The following is an 18,338-nucleotide window of genomic DNA, read 5'->3' on the forward strand; positions in this document are numbered from 1 at the left end:
CCTGCCCTTCGTGTCAGCCTGTCGGCCGAAATCAGGCGGCTTCGGATTGCGCGTCCGCGTCGCGGGCGGCCATCGTGGCGCGGGCCCACCATGCCACGTCATCCAGCAGCGACTTGGCCGGACCGGTCAGATTGGCCTCGATCTGCGTGATGTCGCCGTTGCCACCGCCCATCGGGTGAACCTTGAACATGTCGACGCCGCCGATATGGACCGCGCTGCGCACCGGGACCATCTGCAGTTCAACAGCGATGGCGCGCAGGTGTTCCAGCGCCCGGGCACCGCCCATCGAGCCATAGGCGATCGCGCCCATCGGCTTGCGCACCCATTCCTTGTAAGCTTGGTCGAGCGCGTTCTTCAGCGCGCCGGTGATCGAGTGGTTATACTCGGCCACGACAAAGATGTAGCCGTCGAACTCGGCCATCTTGTTCTGCCAGGCCACCGCGCGGGGGTCGGCGCTGGGCACCCAGGCGTTCGAGGCCATCTCGTCAAAAAGCGGCAGGTCGAAATCGCGAAGGTCGACCAGTTCGACCTCGATATCGGTGCGGGCCTGGGCCTGCTTGAGCATCCATTGCGCGGGCTGATCAGCGAATCGGGTCTTGCGGGTCGAGCCGATGATGAGGGCGATTTTCGGTGTCTTGGTCATGGTAATCTCCGGTATTGGGGATGGCGGGTTCGTTGGTACTTAAAATGGAGTCTGTGCGCTCACGCGGCAATGGGCACCCGGGCGCAAGGGTTGTGCGCCTGTGCGCAGAGACAGGGGCCCTTGCCGGGGGGCGCTGGCGGTGCTTTATCTCGGGCATGACGACGAGTGTCCAAACCCCTGCCACGCCAGCCGCCACCTCCCTGCCGCGGGCGGCCGCGCCGGCGCAGATGCGCTTTGCGCGCCCCACCGCGCGGCTTGGCGCGGTGGTCGCTTTTTACCGCGACGCGCTTGGCATGACTGTGCTGGGCGGCTTTGCCGACCATGACGGGTTCGACGGCGTGATGCTGGGCCATCCCGGCCTGCCGTGGCATCTTGAATTCACGGCGGCAGCGGCCCATCCCGCGCCTTCGGGGCCGCCGCATGACGATGCGCTGCTGGTCTTCTACCACCCGCGCCGGGCCGACTGGCAGGCCGCGGTCGACCGGATCGAGGCATTGGGCCACCGCCCAGTTGCCTCGGCAAACCCCTACTGGGACCGCGCCGGGCGGACCTATCAAGATCCCGACGGCTATCGCGTCGTGGTGCAGAATGCGGAATGGCAGGCATGAGCAAACCCTCCGACAACCCCGCCGATCCGTTCAAGAAGGCGTTGGCCGAAGCCACCAAGGTGATGGCCGACGATCCCGAACTGACGGTCAGCTACTCGGTCGACCCACCGGGCCAGACCGCCGATTCCGTGCGCCTGCCCCAGGTCAGCCGCCGGATGAGCCGCGACGAGGTGCTGCTGGCGCGCGGCACGGCGGATGCCTTCGCACTGCGCCACCGCTTCCACGACGCGGCCATCGAGGCGCGCTATATGCCGCAGGGGCAGATGGCGCGCGACCTGTACGACGCGATGGAGACGGCCCGGATCGAGGCGGTCGGCGCGCGCTACATGCCCGGCACCGCGGGCAATATCGACGCCAAGATCGGCGGCGAGGCGCGGCGCAAGGGCTATGACCAGATCACCAAGGCTTCGGACGCACCACTGGCGGTCGCCGCGGGCTATCTGATCCGTCACCTCGCCACCGGGCGGCCCTTGCCGCAGGGGGCCGATAACGTGATGGAGCTTTGGCGCGGTTTCATCGAGGCGCAGGCGGGTGGACGGCTGGAAGGGCTGGAAGCAGCCCTTGGCGATCAGAAATCCTTCGCCCGCTTTGCCCGTGGCATCATTTCCGACCTCGGCTATGGCGACCAGCTGGGCGACGATCCGGATTCGGACGAGGATGAAGAGGACGCCGCCGACGACGGCAGCGAAGAGCCCGACGAGCAGGAAAGCGAGGGCGAAGAGGACAGCGAAAGCGACGAGGCCGAAGCGAGCCCCGAGCAAAGCCAGGATGCCCAACAGGACGAAAGCCAGGCCCAGGTCTCGATGGACGAGCAGACCGATGCCGAGCTTTCGGAAGAAACCGAGATGCCCGAGGGCGAGGCGCCGATGGAGATGCCGCCGCCGGCCCCCTTCTCGGATGCCGATCCGAATTACACCGCCTTTCGCACCGATTTCGACGAAGAGATCGGTGCCGAGGATCTGGCCGAGCCGGCAGAACTGGAGCGGTTGCGCGCTTATCTCGACCAGCAACTTGAGCCACTCAAAGGTGCGGTCGGGCGGCTTGCCAACAAGCTGCAGCGACGGCTGCAGGCGCAACAGAACCGCAGCTGGGAGTTTGACCGCGAGGAAGGCATCCTTGACGCGGGCCGGCTGGCGCGCGTCGTGGCCAACCCCACCACGCCGCTGTCGTTCAAGGTGGAAAAGGATACCGAGTTTCGCGATACCTGCGTGACGCTGCTGCTGGACAACTCGGGCTCGATGCGCGGACGGCCAATTTCCATCGCCGCGATCTGTGCCGACGTGCTGGCCCGTACGCTGGAGCGTTGCGCGGTCAAGGTCGAGATCCTCGGCTTTACCACGCGCGCATGGAAAGGCGGGATGAGCCGCGAAAAATGGCTGGCCGAGGGCCGCCCGCAGCAGCCCGGCCGCCTCAATGACCTGCGCCACATCATCTACAAGAGTGGCGACGCCCCTTGGCGGCGCACCCGCACCAACCTTGGCCTGATGATGAAGGAAGGGTTGCTGAAGGAAAACATCGACGGCGAGGCGCTGGAATGGGCGCACCGGCGCATGCTGGCGCGGCGCGAGCAACGCAAGATCCTGATGGTGATCTCCGATGGCGCGCCGGTCGATGACAGCACGCTGTCGGTCAATCCGGCCAACTACCTTGAAAAGCACCTGCGCGACGTGATCGCGATGGTCGAGCGGCGGCGCGCGGTGGAGCTTCTGGCCATCGGCATCGGCCATGACGTGACCCGCTACTATGACAGGGCGGTCACGATCACCGATGTCGACCAACTGGCAGGCGCCATGACCGAGCAACTGGCGGGCCTCTTCGAGGCCGATCCGCGAAAGCGGGCCCGGGTGCTGGGGATGCGCAAGGCAGGCTAGATTTCGGATTTCCGCGGAAATCCGAAGGCCTCCGGCGGGAGTATTTCAGGCAAGATGAAGGGGCCGGCAATGTTCCAGACATTCGAGGTGACGTCCGATCCGGGACAGGGCCCGGCGCGGCTGGCGGCGCTGCGGGCGGCGATGGCGGCGGAAGGGCTTGATGCCTTCATCGTGCCGCGCGCCGATGCCTACCAGGGCGAATACGTTGCGCCTTGCGATGCGCGGCTGGCCTGGCTCACGGGCTTTACCGGTTCTGCCGGGTTCTGCGCGGTCACCGCGTCGGAAGCGGGTGTTTTCGTTGATGGGCGCTACCGGTTGCAAGTGAAGGATCAGGTCGCGCCCGGTGTCTTCACCCCGGTCGATTGGCCCGAGGTAAAGCTGGCTGACTGGCTGGCAGCGCGGCTGCAAAAGGGCGCGGTGGTGGGGATCGACCCGTGGCTGCACACGCTGGACGAGGTAGCGGCGCTGGCGAAAGTGCTGACGCCGGCAGGCATCAACCTGCGCGAGGTCGGGAACCTTGTCGACCCGCTTTGGACCGACAGGCCGACATCCGGCACCGCGCCTTTCACCGCCTATCCGCTGGAACTGGCGGGCGAGACGGCCACCGCAAAGCGCGCGCGACTGGCAGAGGATCTGAAGGCGGCCGGACATCGCGCCGCAGTGTTGACCCTGCCCGATTCCATCGCATGGCTCTTGAACATCCGTGGCCATGACCTGCCGCACAACCCTGTGCCGCAGAGCTTTGCCATCCTGCACGATGACGGGCGCTGCGCCCTTTTCGCGCCGCCGGAAAAGGCCGCGGGGCTGGCCGCTCACCTCGGCCCCGAGGTGACGCTGCACGGTCAAGACGGGTTTCTAAAGGCCGTGGCAGCGCTGGAGGGCCCGGTCCGAGTTGACCCCAAGAGCGCGCCGCAGATCCTGTCCGGTATTCTGGGCGATAGGCTGGTGAAGGGCGAAGATCCCTGCGTTATGCCCAAAGCGCTGAAGAACCCCACCGAGATCGCCGGCGCCCGCGCGGCGCATCTGCGCGACGGCGCAGCGATGGTCCGCTTCCTCGCCTGGCTTGATGCCGAGGCGCCGAAAGGCGGGCTGACAGAGATCGCGGTCGTGACCGAACTGGAACGGTTTCGCAGGGCCACCAATGCGCTGCAGGACATCAGCTTTGAAACCATTTGCGGCGCGGGTCCGCATGGCGCCATCGTGCATTACCGCGTCAGCACCGCCACCGACCGGCCGGTGAAGCCCGGTGAGCTGCTGCTTGTCGATTCCGGCGGCCAGTACCTTGACGGGACGACCGACATCACCCGCACCGTCATCGTCGGCGATGCCGCGCCCGACCACATCGCCTGCTATACCCGCGTTTTGCAGGGGATGATCGCGGTCAGCCGGGCAAGGTTTCCGCGCGGCGTGGGTGGCCAGCATCTTGACGCGCTGGCGCGGTTCCCGCTCTGGACGGCAGGATTGGATTACGATCACGGCACCGGCCACGGCATCGGCGCATATCTTTCGGTTCACGAAGGCCCGCAGCGGATCAGCCGGACTTCGGATGTGGCGCTGCAGGCGGGCATGATGTTGTCGAACGAGCCGGGCTATTACCGCGCCGGGGCCTTCGGCATCCGCATCGAGAACCTGCTGGTCGTGCGCGACGCCCCGGCCCTGCCCGGCGGCGACGATCGCAAGATGCTGGATTTCGAGACGCTGACATTCGTGCCGCTGGACCGGCGCCTGATCGACAAGGCCGTGCTGGCGCGTGCCGAACGGGACTGGATAGACGCCTATCACGCGGCTACACTGGCTGCGATCGGCCCGCTGGTTGACGGTGCCGCGAAGGATTGGCTGATCGCCGCCTGCGCGCCGCTGTAGACTTCCTGGCGGGACCGTCGACCGTCACCACGTTGTCGCAGACCGCGATCAAGGCTTGTGCGCCCGATGCTGCACAAGTGTCACCCGATGCCGAAAGGACCTGTCATGACCGACCATATCAAGATCGCCCCCGCGACTGGCACCTGGGTGGTGCGGGCCGGCGGCGCGGTAATTGGCGAAAGCTCCGGCGCACTGGAACTGACCGAAGGCGATTACCCGCCGGTCATCTATTTCCCGCGCGACGACATCGCGATGGCGTTCCTCGATTTGTCCGATACCACCTCGACCTGCCCCTACAAGGGCCAGGCGAGCTATTACACGATCGTCGCGAAAAGCGGGCCGATCCGCGACGCGGCGTGGAGCTATGAGACGCCCAAGGCCGGGATGGAGGCGATCGCCGGCCACCTTGCCTTCTATACCAGCAAGGTCACGGTCGAGCAGGTCTGAGGCCTATTCGCTGAAATCTTTCAGGACGGTTGCGGCCAGCGCATCCTCGGTCAGAACGCCGATGATGTGATCGGGACGGAGCGACTTGCCCTCGGGCAGGACGACGGCGACGGAGCGGTGGCGGTTGGACATGTGGGTCATCGCGGTCTGCAAAAGACTGCGTTCGCGCACCACCGCGAAGGGTCCGGGAATCAACCGGCCAATGCTGCGGGCGGTATCCTCGGGATCAACCTCGACAACGCCGTGCAGGCGACCGGACTTGACGACGACGGCAAAGCGCCGCGGCCCGGCATGGCGGATTTGCACGGGTTCCGGCGCGGCCAACGCGTCGGCCTCCAGCCGGGCGGCGACGGGGTGCATCACCTCGGCCACCGCGCGGATCGGGAACATGTGAGACCGACGATCACGCGGAATCGGGTGACCACGGCGGATCAGCTTGGACGTATAGATGTCCCCGGGCGACAGCACCGTGCGTACGCCCACCGCCACGACCACGGTGACGATGGCGGCCACGGTGATGGAGTAATCGCCCGTCATCTCGAAGATCATCATGATCGAGGTCATCGTCGCGCCGGTGGAGCCGCCGACCATCGCCGCCATGCCGACAAGTGCAAAGGTGATCGGGCTGAACCCGAGATAGGGGAAAGCCAGATTCAACACCGCGCCGAAGGCCGCGCCAAGCGTCGCACCCAGAAAGAGCGAGGGCGAGAACACCCCGCCAGAGGCCCCACCTGCAAGGCTGAGCGTGGTCGCGGCCAGCTTCAGCACGAAAAGCAGAAGCAGAAAGCCCGGCGCGGTGATCTGCCCGGTCAGCACCGCCTGGATCGTGTCATATCCCACGCCCGCCGTATGGTAGGACCCGGTCGTCAGCATCAGCAGGTACATCATTACGCCGAGCGAGGTCATCGCGGCGATGTTCTTGAGGTAGGGATTGAGCTTCCAGTTGTCGAAGACGTCCTCAAGCCCGTAGAGCGCGCGCACGAAAACCGCCGCCCCGACGCCCGCCAGCAACCCGAAGATGATGTAGAGCGGCAGCATGTCGAGCGAGAGCGGCACAAAGGTTTCCGGCCGCTCGTAGGCGCCGACGAGGAACGCAGGCTCGATCCCGAAGGCAAGGCGGCCCACGTAGGTCGCCGTGCCGGTCGCCAGCACAACGGGCAGCAGCGTGCGCGCCGAGAACTCGGGCAACATCAACTCGATCGCGAAAAGCACCGCGCCCAGCGGCGTGTTGAACGTGGCGGCGATCCCCGCCCCCGCGCCCGCGCCCACCAGCGTAATGACCTGCCAGCGGCGCAGGTGGAACATCTGGCCCAGCACCGATCCCATGCCACTGCCGATCTGGATGATCGGTCCCTCGCGCCCCACCGAAGCGCCCGAACCGATCGACAGCGCGGAGGCCAGCGACTTGATGATCACCACGGCGGGGCGAATGCGCCCGCCACCATAATAGATTGCGTCCATCACTTCGGGCACACCGTGGCCCTTGGCCTCGGGCGCAAAGCGGCGCACGAGGTAGAGCACGACCAGACCACCGATCACCGGTGCCAGAATGACCAAAGGACCAAACGGGCTGGGCGCAGTCGGCTGGTTGGCGTCGTAGAAGATCGAGACCTGCCCGAGGAAAAGCGCGTTGTGCACCAGACCGATCAGGAAGCGCAGGATGATCGCACCAAGGCCAGCGACGACACCAATCGCAACGGACAGCACCGACAGATAGACAAGAGACACCTGTCGGTTCTCGGTGCGGCTGATCGCTTTCATCGCTCGTCCGGTCGGTCAGGGCCGCGCCGCGTTTCAATCGTCTTCCGTCGAAATACGCAACGCGACGGTTGCCTTGGGCGTAACCTTTTGCAAAGCACGATGCAAACACCTATTGCATTGATGTAATTGATCGCTTCGCGAAAAGGACCGCTGATGCCGTTCCTGCCCTCAGCCCGTCACCACGCCGCGCGCCGTCGCATCGCGCTGAAGCGGCTGATGCGCGGGGCGGCCATCGCCGTGGCATTGACGGTGGTCTATCTGGGGTTTCTCGCGGCGCAGAACCACGAGGCGCGGCTTTATTTCGAGAAGCTGCGCCAGGATGACCCGGCCCGCTACCTTGACGACGTGCGCAAGCGCGAGGGGTTTGCAAGCTACCTCGACAAACTGCGCCTGCTGGAAGGCTACGAACATTTCCAGACCAAGGCGCCGGCGTTTCTTCTGGGGCGCTGGACGCTGCGCAAGCAACCGGAACGGATCACGCCTGGCTATGTGTTTCCCGACTGCGCCAATCCCATCGCGTTTCAGGACGGACAGGTCGATATCGGCTCTGGCGACAAGCGGCAGGAGATCACCACGCTCTACTCGATCTCAGGCCATGACATCTGGCTGAGCACGGTGGGTTATGGTCTCGTCAAGGTGGGTATCGTCGCCTATGCCGCCGGCATCGACCATCTTGAACTGGTGCCGCCAGGACAGGGCACGCGGGCCTACGCCTATCTTTGCGGGAACTGACACCATGGGCAGCCTGACACCCGAGCTTGCCGCGGAACTTTCGGCCATGTTCGGCCCCCGATTTTCGGCCGCGGCGGCCCCGCGAGAGGCGCATGGCCGGTCCGAGACGCATTTCCCGCTGACCCCGCCCGAGGCGGTGATCTGGCCAGAGACGACCGCCGAGGTCGCTGCACTGGTGCGGGCCTGCGCCGCGGCGCGCTGCCCCGTGGTGGGCTGGGGCGCCGGCACCTCGCTGGAAGGGCACGCGCTGGCCGTGCGGGGCGGTGTCTGCGTCGACTTCACCCGGATGGACCGGGTTCTGGCGGTCAACGCCGAGGACATGGACGCGCAGGTGCAGCCGGGCATCACGCGCGAGGCGCTCAATACCGAGTTGCGGGCGACGGGCCTGTTTTTCCCGGTCGATCCCGGCGCCAATGCCAGCATCGGCGGCATGGCCGCGACGCGGGCCAGCGGCACCACGGCGGTGCGCTACGGCACGATGCGCGACGCGGTGATGGGACTGGAGGTGGTGCTGGCCGACGGGCGCGTCATCCGCACCGGCAGCCGCGCGCGTAAATCATCGGCGGGCTACGACCTGACCGGGCTCTTCGTCGGCTCGGAAGGCACGCTGGGGCTGATCACGGAGCTGACGCTGCGCCTGCGCGGCCAGCCGCCCGCGGTCTCGGCCGCGGTCTGCGCCTTCGAAAGTATCGACGGCGCGGTGGCCGCGGTGATCGAGACGATCCAGATGGGCGTGCCGATGGCGCGGATCGAGTTCGTCGACGCCGCGACCGCGATGGCCGTCAATGCCCGTTCCGGCGCGGATTTCCCGCCCCTGCCCCACCTCCTGCTGGAGTTTCACGGGACCGAGGCGGGCGTGGCTGAACAGGCCGAGATGGCCGGCGCGATCATGGCCGAGCATGGCGCGCAGGGCTTTCGCTGGTCGGCGCGGGCCGAAGACCGGGCGAAGCTGTGGAAGATGCGGCACGAAGCCTACTGGGCGATCGTCGGCTCGCGCCCCGGCGCGCAGGCCATCGTCACCGATGTCTGCGTGCCCCTGTCGCGGCTGGCCGAGGCGGTGGCCGAAACCCAGGCCGACATCGCCGCGGGACCGATCCCCGGCCCGATCCTGGGCCATGTCGGCGACGGCAATTTCCACGCGGTGCTGCTGATCGACCCGGAGAGCTCGGCCGAGCGCGAGGCGGCCAAGGCGCTGGCAGGCCGGATGGCCGAGCGTGCGCTGCGGCTGGGCGGCACGGTGACGGGGGAACACGGCGTGGGGATGGGCAAGCTGGACCACATGGCCGCCGAGCATGGCGCGGGCTGGGACGTGATGGGGCAGATCAAGGCCGCACTTGACCCCGACAACCTCTTCAACCCCGGCAAGGTGGTCCGGCAGGGCTGAGCGCCCGGCCCACGCGGCGGCGGTGGCTGGGGGCTGTCTGCCCCCCGGGCGGCCCGTGCCGGGCCACCTCCCCCCGAGAGTATTTTGGGCCAGAAGAAGGGGTCAGGCGCGCATCAGCGCACGGGCGGCTTCGCGGGCGGCGTCGGTGATGGTGTCGCCCGAGAGCATCCGCGCGATCTCGTCCACCCGCGCGGGCGGATCGAGCGGGACGACTGTGGAGGTAGTGACCGTGTGGTCCTGGCGTTTCTCGACCCGCCAGTGATGCCCGCCCCGCGCCGCGACCTGCGGCGAATGGGTGACGACAAGGACCTGCCCCGACGCGGCCAGTGCGGCGAGCCTGCGGCCCACGGCATCGGCGGTGGCCCCGCCCACGCCGCGGTCGATCTCGTCGAAGATCAGCGTCAGCCCTTCGGCGCCCTGCGTCAGGCAGACCTTGAGCGCGAGCAGGAACCGGCTGAGTTCGCCGCCTGAAGCGATCTTGTCGAGCGGGCCGGGCGGCGCGCCGGGATTGGTGGCGACAGTGAAGGTGACGGCATCGGCCCCTTCGGGCCCGGCATCGCCCGGCGCGACTTGGGTGGTAAAGACCGCGCGCTCCATCTTCAGTGGCGCCAGCTCTGCGGCCATCGCGGTATCCAGCGCTCGGGCCGCCTTGGCGCGGGCCGCCGAGAGGGCCTTGGCCGCTGCATCAAAGGCAGTTTCAGCGGCAACGACCGCGTCACGCAGCGCCTTGATATCGCGGGCGCCGCCATCCAGCGCCGCAAGACGCGCACGCAACTCGTCGGCAAAGCCGCCCAAATCGTCCGGGGCGATGCCGTGCTTTCGTGCCAGTGCACGAATGGCGAAAAGCCGCTCTTCAGTCTCTTCCAATGCGGCAGGATCAAAGCGCAGGGCGTCGAGGCAGTCCGCGACGCCCGTCTGGGCCTCGGCCAGTTCGATCAGCGCCCGCTCGATCGCAGAAAGCGGCGCGTCAAGCCGCCCTTCGGCCTGCGCGGCCGCGCCTTCCAGCCAGCGACTGGCATCCAGCAACATCCGCTCGGCCCCGGCGCCTTCGCCCAGTGCCTCGGCGGCGCGGGCGATGTCAGTGCCGATCTTCTCAGCCGCCTGCATCAGCCGGCGCTCGGAATCGAGGCGCGCCTCCTCGCCCGGTTCGGGGGCCAGTCGGTCCAGCTCGGCCACGGCATGGCGCAGGTAGTCTTCCTCGCTGCGCAGCGCATCGAGCGCGGCCTCGGCTGCTGTCAGATCCTTGCGTGCCGCGGCCAGTGCCCGCCACGCCGCGCGCGTCGCCTCGATCAACGGAGCGGTCCCGGCAAAGGCATCAAGCAACTGGCGGTGCCCGCGCGGGTTCAAGAGACCGCGGTCGTCATTCTGGCCATGCAATTCCACCAGCGTATCGGACAGCGCGCGCACCACTTCGCCCGAGACGCGGCGATCGTTGACAAAGCTGGTCTTGCGCCCGTCGGCAGTGTTGACGCGGCGCAGGATCAACTCGTCCTCGGCCACCAGCCCGGCCTCGTCGAGCACGGCACGCGCCGGGTGGCCGGAGGGCAGATCGAAGACCGCTGTGACCTCACCCTGCGCGGCGCCCGCGCGCACCAGATCGGCCCGACCGCGCCAGCCAAGGACAAAACCAAGCGCATCAAGCAGGATCGACTTGCCCGCGCCGGTCTCGCCCGTCAGCACGTTCAGGCCCGGCTGGAAGGTCAGCGTCAGCCGGTCGATGATCAGCATGTCGGAAATGTCGAGGCCGCGCAGCATCGGTCCGTTGCACCCTGTCCTTGCCCGCTGGAGGAGCGCGCCGGTTATCGCATTCCCGAGGCGGGCAATCCAGCATCAATTACGGCAAGAGGTGACGCCAGACACGAGCCTTGGTGGCCCGCACGCCCCCCATCACAATATCTGCGCTAGAGCCAGGCCCCACGCACGGTTTGACGGTAGATTGCCGAAAGCCAGTTATTGCCAAGCGACCGCGCCTGCAACCCGTGGCCAGTCAGCAGCGCATAGGCATCGTCATACCAAGAGGTCGATTGGAAATTGTGGCCCAGAATCGCGCCCGCGGTCTGTGCCTCGTCGGTCAAGCCAAGCGCCATATACGCCTCGACCAACCGGTAAAGCGCCTCGGGCGTCTGGCTCGTGGTCGGGAACTGTTCCACCACAATGCGGAACCGCGCGGCGGCAGCGCCATAGATGCTGCGCTTGAGGTAATAGCGGCCCACCTCCATCTCCTTGGCGGCGAGATGGTCCATCGCAAGATCGAACTTCAATGTGGCAGCGCGGGCATATTCGCTGTCGGGGTAAGTCTCGATCAGTTTGGTGAAGGCCTTGAGTGCGTCCCTCGTCAACGCCTGGTCACGACCAACCTCGTCAATCTGGTCGTAATAGCTCAGCGCCAGCAGATACTGCGCATAGGCCGCGTCCTTGCCGGTGGGATAGTTGTCGAGATAGCGCTGCGCGGCGGCGCGCGTGTTATCGTAATCGGCCGCCTTGTGATAGGCGAACGCCTCCATGATCAGACCGCGCTCGGCCCAAGAGGAATAAGGATAAAGCCGTTCGATTTCAGAGAAGTAGAACGCCGCATCCTTGGCCTTGCCGTGCTGAAGCTCGTATTCGCCGCGGGTGTAGATATCGGAGGCCGAATAATTGTCGAGCGCACCGGGCGCCTTGGGGTCGAAGTTGCTGCAACCACCCAGCACGGTTGCCGCAAGAAACGCCGCGGCCAATGCCTGTCGCGTTGCCAAACCCGATTTCCACCCTGCCATAACTCGCGTCCCCGCCTCGTGCCGATCGTCCGACAGGGCACGCGCGGCCCCGGTTGCCTGCCGGTCTAGCATAGAAAAACGAGGGGCAAAATGTTCTTTTCCCACCCGGTGAAGGTGGCCGCGACGCGGCCCTCAGGCCACCGCGGCAAGGTCTGCGGCATGCAGGCTCGCCCCGGGCAGAAGCCGCTCCATGTCCGGCGTGCAGGTATCCCAGGTCCAGGTCTCGGGACGCTCCATCACCGCGCGCAGAAGTGCGTTGGTCAGGGCATGGCCGGCACGGTGGCCCGTGTAGCGGCCAATGATCGGCGCGCCGGCAGTTGCCAGATCGCCCATCGCGTCCAGCATCTTGTGGCGCACGGCCTCGTCCTTCTGACGCAGGCCACCCGGGCTGAGCACCTGGTCACCGTCGACCACCACCGCGTTTTCCAACGTGCCACCCAGCGCCAGCCCCTTCGCGCGCATCGCGTCGACATCGGCCTGCCGGCAGAACGTCCGGCTGGAGCAAAGTTCGCGCACGAAGGCACCGTTTGCCATGTCGAGCGCCAGTTCCTGCTGCCCGATCGCGGCATCGGCAAAGTCGATTCGGAAATCGATGCGCAGGCGGTCGGCCGGCTCCAGACGCGCGACGGCGGCACCGCGGCGGACTTCGACCGCCTGCAGCATCCGCATGACGCGCAGCGGCGCTGCCAGCCTTTGCACGCCAGCAGCAAGGATCGCGCGGACGAACGGCGCTGCACTGCCGTCAAGGATCGGCACTTCGGGGCCATCGATCTCGACAAGGACGTTGTGCAGACCGCAGCCCGCAAGCGCCGCCATCAGGTGTTCGACCGTCGCAACGCTGACGCCATCGGCGTTACGCAGCCGGGTGTTGAGCGGCGTCTGCTCGACCATGTCCCAGCGCGCGGGCAGCAACGCGCCACGCGCGGCGGCGTCAACCCGGCAAAAGACGATCCCGTGATCGGCAGGTGCGGGGCGCAGCACAAGGCGCGCAGGGCGGCCACGATGAAGGCCCACCCCGGCAAAGCGCACTACCTGTCTGATCGTCGTCTGCAAACCTGCCCCCTGCACCCCGGCGGAAACTCTTGTGGATATCGGGTAAACGGACGTTCTCACCGCCTCAACTCACAGATTGCAACAGACTGAAACAGGCCCCCGCACCAGCCCGCGTTCAACGGCGGCATCGGCGGAATCTCGCCATTTTGAGCTAAATCTGTTACCAAAGACGCGAAAGGCCGCCCGAAGGCGGCCTTTGCGATAAGTCCGATCGACAAGGTCAGTTGGCCTGACGACGCAGGAATGCAGGTATCTCGATCCGCTCCTGCTCGGGGTCGGGCTCGGCCGTTTCGCGCTGCGCACTGACCTGCGGCTGCTGCCGCGCGGGCTGGGCCGCCTCGGCATGGTGGCCCGTCATGCGCCCGATCAACGAGTTGATGCCAAAGCCCTTTTTCTCGCCCTCGGGCGCGCGGGCCGGGGCAGCTGCCGCAGGGCGCGGTGCGGCCGGCTGTGCCGCGGCAGGCTGCTGGGCGGGGCGCTGCGCCGCGGCGCCGGGGCCACGGTTGATCGCTGCCTGCAGCCGGGCCAACGCCTCGGGCGTCGGCGTGCCGGGCGCGGGCGCACGCGGGGCAACAAAGGCCTCGGGCTCGGGCGTGCTTACCGGCTGGGCGCGCGGCGCGTAGGCCGGCGGCGGAAGCTCGTCGTCATCGTCGGTCTCGAAGTCGTCAAAGATGTCCTCTGCCTGCTCGAAGGCCGTCTCGCGCTCCTCGTCAAAGAGCGTGGGCTCGGGTTCGGCCGCGGGTGCTTCGGTGCGCGCAGCAGCGGCAACGGGCGCGGAGGCCGCCGCGGGTTTCTCACGCGGGGTTTCTGCACTGACGCTTTGTTTCAACGGCTGCGCCATCGAACGGCGCGGGCCCGGAACCGCCTCGCTGCGGCTGACCGCGTCGATGCCAGTCGCCACGACCGAAACGCGCATCCGGCCTTCCATCGAGGAATCGAGCGTCGAACCAACGATGATGTTGGCGTCGGCATCGACCTTTTCACGGATCTTGTTGGCAGCCTCGTCCAGTTCGAACAGGGTCAGGTCATGCCCGCCGGTGATGTTGATCAGCACGCCACGCGCGCCTTCAAGGCTGATCTCGTCGAGCAGCGGGTTGGCGATGGCCTTTTCGGCGGCCTCGATGGCGCGGTTTTCGCCCTCGGCCTCGCCCGTGCCCATCATCGCCTTGCCCATCTCGTCCATCACCGCACGCACGTCGGCAAAGTCGAGGTTGATCAGGCCGGGCCGCACCATCAGGTCGGTCACACCCTTGACGCCCTGGTAGAGCACGTCGTCGGCCATCGCGAAGGCTTCGGTGAAGGTCGTGCGCTCGTTGGCAAGGCGGAAAAGGTTCTGGTTGGGAATGATGATGAGGGTATCGACAACCTTCTGAAGCGCCTCGACCCCCTCCTCGGCCTGACGCATCCGCTTGGCGCCCTCAAACTGAAATGGCTTGGTCACAACGCCAACGGTCAGTACGCCCAGCTCGCGCGCCGCCTGCGCGATGATCGGGGCCGCGCCGGTACCAGTGCCGCCGCCCATGCCCGCAGTGATGAAGCACATGTGCGCGCCGGCCAGATGGTCGACGATCTGTTCGATCGATTCTTCGGCGGCAGCCGATCCAACACTGGGACGGGCGCCCGCGCCGAGGCCCTCGGTTACCTTCACACCCATCTGGATGCGCGCCTGCGAGCGCGACTGCTGAAGCGCCTGCGCGTCGGTATTGGCGACGACAAACTCGACTCCATCGAGTTGCTTGTCGATCATGTTGTTAACCGCGTTGCCACCAGCGCCGCCCACGCCGAAGACGGTGATCCGGGGCTTGAGCTCGTCCTGCCCGGGCAAGGAGAGATTGAGTGTCATGCTCTGTCCGCCTGTCTGTTACGGGCCCGTCCCACCGGGGCCTCTTCCCTAAATTGATCGAATGCTACCGGTATCTACAGCCGAGGTCACGGAAAAAACGTCCTTTGACCACAAAATCTGGCTGGATTCCGCTGATTTCCCGCTCGATTTCGACGGAAGCGCCAAATCTTGCGGATCACCAGTTGTCCTTGAACCATTTGACGGCCCTCCTCAGCGACCGGCCCCCGTTCCTTTCGGCCGGAATATCGAAATCCCAGCATTCGTCCTGCGGGTGCGCCGCGAAGAGGGCAAGGCCCACCGCGGCGGAAAAGGCCGGGCCGGTCGCCGCCTGCGGCAGGCCCTGCACCCGCAACGGACGGCCCATGCGCACCTGCTGGCCAAGGATACGCGAGGCCAGGCCATCAAGGCCGGGTATCTGGCTGCCGCCGCCGGTCAGCACGATCTGCCGACTGGGCAAATGGTCGAACCCGGCCGCATCAAGGCGCGCGCGCACCTCTTCGAGGATCTCCTCGACCCGCGGACGCATGATGCCGATCAGTTCGGCCCGGCTGACGGTCCTGCGGTCGCGCTCCCAGTCGCCGGAATTGCCGCCGGTCTCGATCATCTCGCGGTCGTCCATGCCGGTGGCGACCACACCGCCATGGACGGTCTTGATCCGCTCGGCATTGTTCATCGGCACCTGCAGGCCCATCGAGATGTCGGCGGTTACGTGATCGCCGCCCATCCGCACGGTGTCGGCATAGATCATGTGTTTCTTGATGAAGACCGACAGGCTGGTTGCGCCGCCGCCCATGTCGATGCAGGCGGCACCCAGTTCCTGCTCGTCCTCGACTAGGCTGGAAATGCCCGCGACATAGGCCGACGAGGCCAGCCCCGCGACCTCCAGATCGCAGCGCCCGATACAGTGCAGCATGTTGCGGATCGCGGTCTGGTCGACGGTCAGGACGTGCAGGTCGGTGGTCAGCATGTTGCCGATCTGGCCACGCGGATCGGCCAGCCCGCTGCGGTGATCAAGCGCGAAGTTCACCGGCTGGGCGTGCAGCACCTCGCGGCCCGCGCCGAAATCGGGGGCGTCGCAGGCAGCCAGCACGCGGCCGATATCGGCATCGCCCACCGTCTGCCCCTCGACCTCGACCTGCCCTTCCAGCCCGTAGGACCGCGGATTGGCCCCCGAGAGACAGGCGATGACGTGATCGACGCGCAGGTTGGCCATCTTCTGCGCGGCCTTCACCGCGGTGCGGATCGCCAGTTCGGTTTCCTGCATCGCGTCGATCTCGCCAAACCGCACGCCGCGTGAACGGGTGGTGGCTGCCCCGATCACCCGAAAGGCCGATTGCCCGGCCATCGCGCCTACGCCGTCCTGCGGTCGGAACCTGTCGGGCCCGTCGAACCGCAGCACGAGGCAGGCGATCTTGGAGGTGCCAATGTCGAGGATCGCGACAACGCCGCGCTGCATCGCCGCCTTGCGCATGTTCCGCATCGCGCGCTGGCTCTGGTAGAGGTTCTGCATCACTGTCCCGTCCCTGTTATACTTGCCTTGATCTCTGGCGCCGCATCGGGGGCCGCCTTGCTCAACCGGATTGTCGGCCGGTCCTCGTTACGCAGATCGAGCGCCACGATGGCCCGGTCGAAAACGCCTTGTGCCTGCTGCATTGCGACTGCCCGCTCGAACGCGCGCGGGGCTCCGTCGGCAGGCAGCAGGATGCGCTGGTCATGGTCGAGCACGACGTCCCAGCGGCGCTCGCCCATCCGCACCAGACCGCGAATGCGCGGGCCCAGCGGACCGGCAGCGGCATAGATCTGAAGCGCCTCGGCCATCGCGTCGCTTGCGCCGTCGCCCGCGATCAGCGGCAGATCGAGCCGGTCTGTCCGCGCGGCCAGCGGCGCCACAAGCTCGCCCTCGGCATCGATCAGTTGCAGTCCGTCATCACCGCGCCAGATCGCCACAGGCACCCGCGGTACGATGGCCACCTGTAGCGTGCCACCCGGCCCGATCCCCAGCGTCGCATCGCGCACGGCCGGGATCGCCTCGACGGCATGGCGCATCGCGGTCAGGTCCAGATCAAAAGACGAGACAGGCAGCGACAGGTGCAGCACCGCCCTGACCGCCGCGGTGGTTTCGGGAGAGGCGCCGGTGATGTCGAGCGTGGCCACACGGAATTCGGGGCGGTTATGCAGGTTCTGGATCGCCTGAGCGTAAGAATGCATGACCAGCGCACGGTTCTCTGGCCGATCAAGCCAGACCGAGACGATGATGGCGATCAATGCCATCGGCACACCCACCCGCAAAAGCGCGCGGAATGACGGTGTCAGCATCATGCGCTGCATCCGGTAATCCAGCCGCGAAGGGGCGGGATCGCGCCGGGTCGCGCCGCGGAAGAAACTCAACGATTGCATGAGGCATCCTCCACCAGCCAACGACAGAGATCCGGGAAGGGCACACCTGCCAGTGCCGCCTGCTCGGGGGCCAGCGATGTGGGGGTCATTCCCGGCTGGGTGTTGGTTTCCAGCAGGATCAGGCCGTCAAGGCCACGGCTTTCGTCCCAGCGGAAATCAGTCCGGCTGAGGCCGCGGCAGCCCAGCGCCCGATGGGCGCGCAGCGCGTAATCAAGGCAAGCATCGGCGATCTCGGCCGGCACCTCGGCAGGCACGATGTGGCGCGACCCGCCGGGGGCGTATTTCGCGTGGTAGTCGTACCAGCCGTCAGTCACGATATCGGTGACGCCGAGCGGCCGGTCGCCCATCACCGCAACGGTCAGATCGCGACCCGGCGCGAAGGCTTCGACCAGCACTGTGTCGGGCATCGTGTCGTCCAGCTGCGGCGGGCTGTTGGCGGCCTCGCGCACGATGTAGACGCCCACGCTGGAGCCTTCGTTATTGGGCTTCGCCACGTAGGGCGGCGGCATCACGTGGCGCGCGCGCACCTCGTCGCGTGGGGCCAGCAGGCTGTCCATCGCGGGCAGGCCAGCCGCGCGGTAAACCTCCTTGGTGCGGGTCTTGTTCATGGCCAGCGCCGAGGCCAGCACGCCGGAATGCGTGTAGGGGATGCGCAACCATTCCAGCAGGCCCTGAACGCAGCCATCCTCGCCCCAGCGGCCATGAAGTGCGTTGAAGACGACATCGGGGGCGGTCTCGGCCAGCCGCGCGGGCAGGTCGGGGCCGGCATCGACCTCGATCACCTCGCATCCTGCAACCCGCAACGCGGCAGCGCATTCGCGGCCCGAACTGAGCGACACGTCACGCTCGGCCGAAGGGCCACCCATCAACACCACGACGCGGGGGTTTGTCCTGCTCGACATTCCCGCTGCCTCTGAACGCGGACCTTGGCTGGCCCGTCGTATTCGTCATTCGGCCCTTGCCCTGGACCTGCCCCGTTT

Annotated in this window: 15 protein-coding genes; 6 read left to right on the plus strand and 9 right to left on the minus strand. The window is 66.8% G+C overall.

Annotated features, from left to right (window positions below):
- Positions 1-31: 31 nt before the first annotated feature.
- The gene (locus tag GC146_RS15290) at positions 32-643 is read right to left on the minus strand and encodes an NAD(P)H-dependent oxidoreductase (protein ID WP_291840533.1); all 612 of its coding nucleotides are present in this window, start codon (positions 641-643) and stop codon (positions 32-34) included.
- A gap of 155 nt (positions 644-798) precedes the next feature.
- Between GC146_RS15290 and GC146_RS15295 the strand changes: the two genes are divergently transcribed.
- The 4 genes from GC146_RS15295 (at position 799) to GC146_RS15310 (ending at position 5,432) form a co-directional block, all read left to right on the plus strand.
- Complete coding sequence (locus GC146_RS15295) at positions 799-1,251, plus strand: VOC family protein (protein ID WP_291840536.1); 453 nt, start codon at positions 799-801, stop codon at positions 1,249-1,251.
- Positions 1,248-3,122, plus strand: a complete 1,875-nt coding sequence (gene cobT / locus GC146_RS15300) for a cobaltochelatase subunit CobT (RefSeq protein ID WP_291840539.1) — start codon at positions 1,248-1,250, stop codon at positions 3,120-3,122. The genes GC146_RS15295 and cobT overlap by 4 nt, the downstream gene beginning before the upstream one ends.
- A 69-nt stretch (positions 3,123-3,191) precedes the next feature.
- Positions 3,192-4,985 (plus strand): aminopeptidase P family protein, encoded by a 1,794-nt coding sequence (locus GC146_RS15305; protein WP_291840542.1) that lies wholly within the window; start codon positions 3,192-3,194, stop codon positions 4,983-4,985.
- Positions 4,986-5,090: 105 nt separating this feature from the next.
- The gene (locus GC146_RS15310) at positions 5,091-5,432 is read left to right on the plus strand and encodes a DUF427 domain-containing protein (RefSeq protein WP_291840545.1); all 342 of its coding nucleotides are present in this window, start codon (positions 5,091-5,093) and stop codon (positions 5,430-5,432) included.
- Between the two features lie 3 nt (positions 5,433-5,435).
- On the opposite strand, the gene GC146_RS15315 is transcribed toward GC146_RS15310, so the two are convergent.
- Positions 5,436-7,193 carry a chloride channel protein gene (locus GC146_RS15315; protein ID WP_291840549.1) on the minus strand — a complete coding sequence of 586 codons (1,758 nt, stop codon included), beginning with the start codon at positions 7,191-7,193 and terminating at the stop codon, positions 5,436-5,438.
- A gap of 153 nt (positions 7,194-7,346) precedes the next feature.
- On the opposite strand from GC146_RS15315, the gene GC146_RS15320 reads away from it, so the two are divergent.
- Entirely contained in the window at positions 7,347-7,925 is a 579-nt protein-coding gene (locus GC146_RS15320; RefSeq protein WP_291840552.1) for a hypothetical protein, read from the plus strand.
- A 4-nt stretch (positions 7,926-7,929) separates the two neighbouring features.
- Positions 7,930-9,309: an FAD-linked oxidase C-terminal domain-containing protein gene (locus GC146_RS15325; protein WP_291840555.1), complete on the plus strand. Its 1,380-nt coding sequence runs from the start codon at positions 7,930-7,932 to the stop codon at positions 9,307-9,309.
- A gap of 102 nt (positions 9,310-9,411) precedes the next feature.
- Here the strand turns inward: GC146_RS15325 and recN are convergent, their stop codons facing one another.
- The 7 genes from recN to GC146_RS15360 all read right to left on the minus strand — a co-directional run bounded on the left by recN (position 9,412) and on the right by GC146_RS15360 (position 18,260).
- A complete protein-coding gene (gene recN / locus GC146_RS15330) occupies positions 9,412-11,064 on the minus strand; it encodes a DNA repair protein RecN (protein WP_291840557.1) in 1,653 nt (550 codons plus the stop codon).
- Positions 11,065-11,210: 146 nt separating this feature from the next.
- Positions 11,211-12,065, minus strand: a complete 855-nt coding sequence (locus GC146_RS15335) for an outer membrane protein assembly factor BamD (protein ID WP_291840772.1) — start codon at positions 12,063-12,065, stop codon at positions 11,211-11,213.
- Positions 12,066-12,197: 132 nt separating this feature from the next.
- Positions 12,198-13,118, minus strand: coding sequence for a UDP-3-O-acyl-N-acetylglucosamine deacetylase (lpxC, locus tag GC146_RS15340; RefSeq protein ID WP_291840560.1), 921 nt, complete (start codon positions 13,116-13,118; stop codon positions 12,198-12,200).
- 220 nt (positions 13,119-13,338) lie between these two features.
- Positions 13,339-14,961: a cell division protein FtsZ gene (gene ftsZ, locus GC146_RS15345; RefSeq protein ID WP_291840563.1), complete on the minus strand. Its 1,623-nt coding sequence runs from the start codon at positions 14,959-14,961 to the stop codon at positions 13,339-13,341.
- A gap of 175 nt (positions 14,962-15,136) precedes the next feature.
- A complete protein-coding gene (ftsA, locus tag GC146_RS15350; RefSeq protein ID WP_291840566.1) occupies positions 15,137-16,471 on the minus strand; it encodes a cell division protein FtsA in 1,335 nt (444 codons plus the stop codon).
- Entirely contained in the window at positions 16,471-17,358 is an 888-nt protein-coding gene (locus tag GC146_RS15355; protein ID WP_291840568.1) for a cell division protein FtsQ/DivIB, read from the minus strand. The genes ftsA and GC146_RS15355 overlap by 1 nt, the downstream gene beginning before the upstream one ends.
- A complete protein-coding gene (locus tag GC146_RS15360) occupies positions 17,346-18,260 on the minus strand; it encodes a D-alanine--D-alanine ligase (RefSeq protein WP_291840571.1) in 915 nt (304 codons plus the stop codon). The genes GC146_RS15355 and GC146_RS15360 overlap by 13 nt, the downstream gene beginning before the upstream one ends.
- Between the last annotated feature and the right edge of the window lie 78 nt (positions 18,261-18,338).

The organism is Limimaricola sp., assembly GCF_016125575.1.
Classification (GTDB): domain Bacteria; phylum Pseudomonadota; class Alphaproteobacteria; order Rhodobacterales; family Rhodobacteraceae; genus WGLM01.

Excerpts from the sequence above, each read along its gene's own strand:
- GC146_RS15290 (WP_291840533.1), bottom strand. The coding sequence starts at position 643 with ATGACCAAGACACCGAAAATCGCCCTCATCATCGGCTCGACCCGCAAG.
- GC146_RS15295 (WP_291840536.1), top strand. The coding sequence starts at position 799 with ATGACGACGAGTGTCCAAACCCCTGCCACGCCAGCCGCCACCTCCCTG.
- cobT (WP_291840539.1), top strand. The coding sequence starts at position 1,248 with ATGAGCAAACCCTCCGACAACCCCGCCGATCCGTTCAAGAAGGCGTTG.
- GC146_RS15305 (WP_291840542.1), top strand. The coding sequence starts at position 3,192 with ATGTTCCAGACATTCGAGGTGACGTCCGATCCGGGACAGGGCCCGGCG.
- GC146_RS15310 (WP_291840545.1), top strand. The coding sequence starts at position 5,091 with ATGACCGACCATATCAAGATCGCCCCCGCGACTGGCACCTGGGTGGTG.
- GC146_RS15315 (WP_291840549.1), bottom strand. The coding sequence starts at position 7,193 with ATGAAAGCGATCAGCCGCACCGAGAACCGACAGGTGTCTCTTGTCTAT.
- GC146_RS15320 (WP_291840552.1), top strand. The coding sequence starts at position 7,347 with ATGCCGTTCCTGCCCTCAGCCCGTCACCACGCCGCGCGCCGTCGCATC.
- GC146_RS15325 (WP_291840555.1), top strand. The coding sequence starts at position 7,930 with ATGGGCAGCCTGACACCCGAGCTTGCCGCGGAACTTTCGGCCATGTTC.
- recN (WP_291840557.1), bottom strand. The coding sequence starts at position 11,064 with ATGCTGCGCGGCCTCGACATTTCCGACATGCTGATCATCGACCGGCTG.
- GC146_RS15335 (WP_291840772.1), bottom strand. The coding sequence starts at position 12,065 with ATGGCAGGGTGGAAATCGGGTTTGGCAACGCGACAGGCATTGGCCGCG.
- ftsZ (WP_291840563.1), bottom strand. The coding sequence starts at position 14,961 with ATGACACTCAATCTCTCCTTGCCCGGGCAGGACGAGCTCAAGCCCCGG.
- ftsA (WP_291840566.1), bottom strand. The coding sequence starts at position 16,471 with ATGCAGAACCTCTACCAGAGCCAGCGCGCGATGCGGAACATGCGCAAG.
- GC146_RS15355 (WP_291840568.1), bottom strand. The coding sequence starts at position 17,358 with ATGCAATCGTTGAGTTTCTTCCGCGGCGCGACCCGGCGCGATCCCGCC.
- GC146_RS15360 (WP_291840571.1), bottom strand. The coding sequence starts at position 18,260 with ATGTCGAGCAGGACAAACCCCCGCGTCGTGGTGTTGATGGGTGGCCCT.